The sequence below is a fragment of the Acidimicrobiia bacterium genome (assembly GCA_029210695.1).
Classification (GTDB): Bacteria; Actinomycetota; Acidimicrobiia; order Spongiisociales; family JAHEDJ01; genus JAHEDJ01.
Genome location: JARGFH010000108.1, coordinates 1 through 5,790, shown reverse-complemented (window position 1 = coordinate 5,790; position 5,790 = coordinate 1). Strand labels below are relative to the sequence as shown.

Here is a 5,790-nt window from a genome sequence, read left to right as displayed (position 1 = left end):
CAACAGTGGGTATTCCCTCTCAGGAGGTGGGGAATTTCAGTGAGCAGGTCTGGGGAGTTTCAATGAGCGTGGTCAACAGGGTGTTCGGCACTCTGCTGACAGGGTTGTGTCGCAGCCTGTGGGTATGGAAGCCACTGGCGAAACAGGTATCCACCGGCTGTCGAGAACACCGGTCGGGGTCGCCTTGGAAACCACCGGTCCCCCGGTTCTCAACCCGGCCGCAGCTGGAGTTCTGCTGCGGATCCTGCTGCGAGCGGCGGAGCGGAACGACATAACGAATGCCACCCACCCGGATGCCCGTCGGGTACGCTCGGATTCGTGATGAGGTTTGCGTTCTACGGCAGGGTCTCCACCGAAGACCAACAAGACCCAGAATCGTCCCGCAACTGGCAGCTCACCCGAGCCCGCCAACTCATCGAACCGGCCGGCGGTGAAATCGTCACCGAGTTCTTCGACGTGGGTCAGTCCCGCTCCCTCCCCTGGTCACGTCGCCCCGAATCTTCACGGCTTCTTGAGGTTCTCCGCGATCCTGATCGTGGGTTCCAAGCAGTCGTGATCGGCGAACCGCAACGAGCGTTCTACGGCAACCAGTTCGGCCTCACCTTCCCCGTCTTCGTCCACTACGGGGTGGGACTGTGGGTGCCCGAAGTCGGAGGTGCCGTCGATCCCGGCTCCGACGCCCACGAGATCGTCATGAGCCTCTACGGGGGAATGAGCAAAGGCGAACGCAACCGCATCAAAACCCGGGTCCGCACCGCTATGGCCGCCCAAGCTGCCATCGAAGGCCGCTTCCTGGGTGGACGGCCACCCTACGGATATGTGTTGACCGACGCCGGCCCGCACCCCAATCCGGCCAAAGCGGCGACCGGTCAACAGCTCCGCCGCCTCGAACCCGACCCGGTCACCGCTCCGATAGTCCAGAGGATCTTCGACGATTTCCTGGCCGGCAAGGGGATCCACGCCATCGCCAGGTCTCTCACCAAAGACGGCATCCTCTCCCCATCTGCTCAAGACCCGAATCGCAACCGGCATCGGTTGGCGAGCGGCCCGGCCTGGCAACCCACTGCGGTTCGAGCGATCCTCGACAATCCCCGCCACACCGGATACCAGGTGTGGAACCGGCAACGACGCGACGAAGTGCTCATCGACGTACAGGACGTCGGCCTAGGCCACGAGACCCGCATGCGCGGGAACGACCCATCCGATTGGATCTGGTCGAACGAACCCTCCCATGAACCACTCATCACCCGCCAACAATGGGACGAAGCCCAGGAGCGGTTCCACAAGAACCGACGGACCTCCACCCGCAAACCCAAAGCGGGCAGGCGCTACATGCTGGCCGGTCGTATTCGCTGCGGCCAGTGCGGCCGACGTATGGAAGGCAGTTGGAACCACAATCGTCCCTACTACCGCTGCCAGGTCCACCAAACCGACCAGGTCGACCGCAGTGGGCATTCCGCCACGATCTATGTGAGAGAGGAAGCGTTACTCCCCGGACTCGACGAATGGCTCGGAGAACTGTTCGACACCGACCATCTCGACGACACCTGTGAAGCTCTCGCCGAAGCCGCCCGACCCGACCCCGAAGCCGAAGCCCGACGCGAGGAGGTTCGGAAGCGGATCGCCAAGCTCGACGCCGAACTCGAGAGCTACCGCAACATCGTCCGCACCGAACCAGGGGCTGGAGCAACCGTGGGACGTTGGATTGCTGAGACCGCTCAGGAACGCCGGCGCCTCGAAGCGTTCCTCGGTAACAAACCCTCCACCCGACTCACCAAAGACGACGTCAAAGCTCTAGTGGCCAGCCTCCGGGACATCACCGCGACACTCGCGGCCGCCGACCCCACAGACAAGGCCGCCGTCTATGAAGAGATGGGAATCGACGTCACCTACCACCAAGACGGCCGGGTCCTCGTCGAGTCCCGACCGCGTGTAGTTAGCGATGGTGTCGGAGGGGTGACTGCAACCCCAAGTACACGCGACCCCTGGGAGGCATGGTTGGTGTCAGACTGAGAAGCCCGTTGTATTCCAGCCGCCGAGGGTACCTAGCGAGTTCGTCTTCCCGTGGCCGTCCCGGCTACTACGGTGCGTGGTGCCCTGCCAGGCGTTGATGTTCCAGCAAGGTTCCTCCCCACTGAAGTCGGGCTGGAAGATGTTTGCCTCTGTGAACGAGTAGGTGAACACATCGATGTTCGCCCGACAGGATGGCCCGGGCCTGCCTCAAACCTGACTGCCCGATCGCTTGTAGCCTGGATCGAAGATGGCTTCATCCGGGCGTTTCTCTCTAGCTGGGCGACCCGAGCCACTGTGATCGCACTTCTCCTGGTTGCGCTGGTCGCGGTTCCGCTCCTTGAGGACGGACTGCTTCCCTGCCCATTGGGTCTTAGATGTGCGTGTGTCGAGCATTCGGACGCGTGATGTGACAAAGGCCTCTGGCGATGCCGCGCCCAAGAATGCAATCGTGAGAGTAGGCCGCCGACGGTGAACGCGGAGGTCACTCGAAAAGCGGTCTGTGGATGCGGGGACTGGCAGGGTTGCTTCTGTTTCTGCGGTTCCTTGTCGTAGCGGACGAGATATCGCCCTGTCGTGCCCGGCGGGCCGCAGGCTTGGAGTCGCGAAGGAGGGAGTTTGCGAGATGCGACGATGGCTGCGGTTGATACCGGCGTTTGCTCTCTTGGTGCTGGCGGTTGACGCTGGGGTGGCGTCGGGTATCGATTTAGATGACGTGACGGCAGGTTTCTGTGGCGACGGCGAGTTCGACTACGCGTTTGTCAACTATTTCACCGACTGGACAGCTGCGCATCGTGCCGAGGTTGATGCCGGTGCCAACGATTGGGAGGTCCCGCGCGACTATACGGGCCAGGCCTTTGTCGATATTGACCGGGGAGGTGGGTCCGGCGTATGGAACATCCATAGGGTCGACGAACCTGGTGGCGACGATGACGTGAATGGTGTCACGTACTGCAATTCGAGGGAGATCGAGGTCAACGACAGTCTATCGGGCAATGGGCTGCGCGATGTCGCAGCCCACGAGATGGGCCACGTCTTGGGTTTTGACCACACCGGCCAGTATGACTCTCGCGATGGACGGTTCCCTCTGATGGCAACGTGCCAAGACTTCGGCACCACGAGGTCTTTGTCCCAAGACGACTCGGCGAAGATGTTCGAGGTCTTCTCAGCCGCGGCTGGCATTCACTCCAACATTGGTTTCGAACGCGACTACACGTATTGGGGTTTCTCCGGCTCACACACCAAGCTGATCCGAACAGATACCGCCCATTACGGGTATCGATCTCTCGGCTGGAAGCCGCTCTCGTCGACATCATTCGTCTATCAGACGGTGACGCTCAACACAGAACCAGGGGTCGATCTCACTCCCCGGATGAGTCTTCGGAAGTACACAGCGGGAACCACTACCGGATACGTGAGCGTCAGAATGAGAGTGAGAGGCAGAGACTACGCTAACCCGGTCGCCGGCTGTTTCTATCCGAATGGGCGGTACCAGAACACTGTCACCGCTCAGGAAGGGCAGTGGCACTACTCTTCGTGGGGCACCTACACCCCCACGACATCCTGGGTGAATCGCGATTTCCCGGATATGGACCTGCCGACTGGATATGACGCTTACGACATCCAGATTTACATTTACAGCAGTGTCAAGGCTGATGGGTCCTACAGGGAGATCGACATCGACAACGCCCGAGTCTGGGAGTCATGATGAAGTGGCAACACCTTTCCTCAACATCTGTCATCGTGGTATTGGTCGTGCTCTCCGCTTCTGCATGTGCGGTCCCGGCAGAGGAGATCTCGGATGTGTCTACCCCCTTGGACCCGTCGCCTGCTCCCTTGGAGGCGGCGGCGCTACAGCCGGAGGAGATGACTTCGGCTGCCCCGGTCTCCATCCCGGCGCATTGGGGGGACTGCCCGCCGGGAGTCTTCATCGATTTCCGACCGCTGTCGGAATGGTTTGGTGTTCCGCAGGCTGAGTTCTCGGCGGAGAAACTGCTGTCAGCTCTCGAGGAGGCCGGCCCAGTAGACAATGAGAGAGAAACGATCGACATCGGTCTCGAGGGTGCCGCCCGCCTCGGCAGCCCCGTGGGCGTCGACCACATCACCCTCATGGTCAAGGTCATACCCAAGATCACCGAGGCGGCTGAGATGGGAGCGTCCTTCCTCGTCCCAGTGTCGTCAGAGAGTGGACGGACACAGAACGTGACCGCGCTGTTTGACGACGGATCGGTGGCCTTCCTGTCCGACTGCAAGCGCGGCTTCAACGAGGTCGTAGCGTCGATAGCGCAAGAAGGAGGCTGGGACTCCCCGGCTGAGTTCCTGCGGGAGGTCGTGCTCGATCCGGATTCGGTGGAGGCCGCCTACTGGCGTACCGCTACCGTCGAACCGACACAAACGCCGGAGATACCCTGGGTGGAACGCGACCCGAACGTGCGGGCCATCGATCCGACCACCGACACCCCCGACGCAGTCATGGAGTCACTAGATGCGGTCTGGTGGCTACTCGAACTGCCCTCGAGCTGGGAGCCGTTCCCCGCCTCGGTGTGCACCAAAGTACCCACCCAAGGGTGGAACGAATGCGTTCCCCTCCGCTACAGCCATCCTTTGGCCTTTCTGCCCATCTACGTCGAAAACGGCCAAACACTAGAGATATGGCTCAAGAAGGAGCATGCCCGCGTGGGTGACCCACCGCTGGCGTGGCTCGGCACCATCTCGGCCGAGATCGTCTCCGAGGCCATCGGCGTCGGCGACGGAGGACTGGCCTTCTACGTGAGCAGCAACCTCAACCTCAGCCATCTCGACGACCTCATCGCCCAGGCAGACAGCAAGACACTGTTCTCCATTGCAGTGATTCCCTTCCAGGAGGCACAAGAGCGGTACGTTCGCTCTGCCCCCCAATCCACGGAGGTGCCCGAGAGCCCCGTACCATGAGGAAGCCTCCCGGCGGCGCGCCTGCAGCTGCGCGAGGGGAAACACGCAGCTAGGGCTGATATTGGGGTTTCGGCCCCTAGTGACATCCAACCGATTCCTCATCGAGCCAAGGGGAATCGGCCTGCGCAATACCCGGGGAGGTTCCCACCACGTCCCAAGCCACCCCAGATCAAACCCTTGACCAACATACGAGACTCAATCGGTGCTGGCAGGACATCGTCTGGAAGCACGCCCTGCTACCGACCGGGCAGGCCGTGGCAGTGCTTGTACTTGAGGCCCGAACCGCACGGGCATCGCTCGTTGCGCTTGACCCTGGTCGGCGTCTCCCTGGGTCGAGCAGGAATCTTGGCTGTGAGTTCGGCTCGCTGCTCGCGGGCCTCGAGCTCGCCCTCCCAAGTGTGGAGGCGCTCGTTCCACGCTCGTAGCCGTTCCTCGGCCGCCGCCGCATCCAGTTCTCGGCGGGTGACCTGTGCCTGACGTCTGGTCAGCTCCTCTTCAGCCTGCTCCGCGAACACCGGTGGGTGATCGCCGGTGTGATCACCGAACACGCTGGCCAGTTCCCGGTTGATCAGCGTCACTATGGCACGGCCCATCGAGACACCGGCTGAGTCGCAGTAGCGCTTCCATGTCGACCACTTCGAAGCCGTCACCGGCACGCGGACCATTCGGTCAGTCTCGTTCTGTCCGAGGCCGGCGAGGAGCTTGCGGTCGATCCTCGCCAGGACGCCCCGATCCAGTTCCATCACAGGCTCCCACGTCTACGTGTAGACATCGGGCAACTTGTCAGTGGTTTACCTTCGGGTGGGAGCGCCGGTTGGTGCTCTTGGAGACTGGTGATGGCCACGGTGA

Annotated in this window: 5 protein-coding genes; 4 read left to right on the top strand and 1 reads right to left on the bottom strand. The window is 61.9% G+C overall.

Annotated elements, in window-relative coordinates; all coding sequences use genetic code 11:
- Positions 1–124: 124 nt before the first annotated feature.
- The 4 genes from P1T08_18080 to P1T08_18065 all read left to right on the top strand — a co-directional run bounded on the left by P1T08_18080 (position 125) and on the right by P1T08_18065 (position 4,941).
- Positions 125–322 (top strand): hypothetical protein, encoded by a 198-nt coding sequence (locus P1T08_18080; GenBank protein ID MDF1597987.1) that lies wholly within the window; start codon positions 125–127, stop codon positions 320–322.
- The gene (locus tag P1T08_18075) at positions 322–2,013 is read left to right on the top strand and encodes a recombinase family protein (protein MDF1597986.1); all 1,692 of its coding nucleotides are present in this window, start codon (positions 322–324) and stop codon (positions 2,011–2,013) included. The genes P1T08_18080 and P1T08_18075 overlap by 1 nt, the downstream gene beginning before the upstream one ends.
- A gap of 622 nt (positions 2,014–2,635) precedes the next feature.
- Entirely contained in the window at positions 2,636–3,718 is a 1,083-nt protein-coding gene (locus P1T08_18070) for a hypothetical protein (GenBank protein ID MDF1597985.1), read from the top strand.
- 95 nt (positions 3,719–3,813) lie between these two features.
- Entirely contained in the window at positions 3,814–4,941 is a 1,128-nt protein-coding gene (locus P1T08_18065; protein ID MDF1597984.1) for a hypothetical protein, read from the top strand.
- Between the two features lie 236 nt (positions 4,942–5,177).
- On the opposite strand, the gene P1T08_18060 is transcribed toward P1T08_18065, so the two are convergent.
- The gene (locus tag P1T08_18060) at positions 5,178–5,684 is read right to left on the bottom strand and encodes an SEC-C domain-containing protein (protein ID MDF1597983.1); all 507 of its coding nucleotides are present in this window, start codon (positions 5,682–5,684) and stop codon (positions 5,178–5,180) included.
- Between the last annotated feature and the right edge of the window lie 106 nt (positions 5,685–5,790).